This window comes from Campylobacter australis, assembly GCF_050586305.1.
GTDB lineage: Bacteria > Campylobacterota > Campylobacteria > Campylobacterales > Campylobacteraceae > Campylobacter_A.
Map to the genome: position 1 here is coordinate 1 of NZ_JAXUAA010000038.1, position 206 is coordinate 206.

Genomic DNA, 206 nt, shown 5'->3' on the forward strand with positions numbered 1-206 from the left:
GCACTAAATGCTGCTATAGAAGCTGCTAGAGCAGGTGAACATGGTAGAGGATTTGCTGTTGTTGCTGATGAGGTTAGAAAACTAGCTGAAAGAACTCAAAAGTCTCTTGGTGAGATAGAAGCAAATACTAATGTCTTAGCTCAATCAATCAATGAGATGAGTGAGAGCATAAGAGAGCAAAGTGAAGCAATTAATATGATAAATCA

The 206-nt window shown here is 37.9% G+C and carries 1 protein-coding gene; it reads left to right on the forward strand.

The window, feature by feature from the left end; genetic code table 11:
- A partial coding sequence (locus U5B17_RS09720; RefSeq protein ID WP_430805149.1) for a methyl-accepting chemotaxis protein occupies positions 1-206 on the forward strand: 206 nt, incomplete at both ends.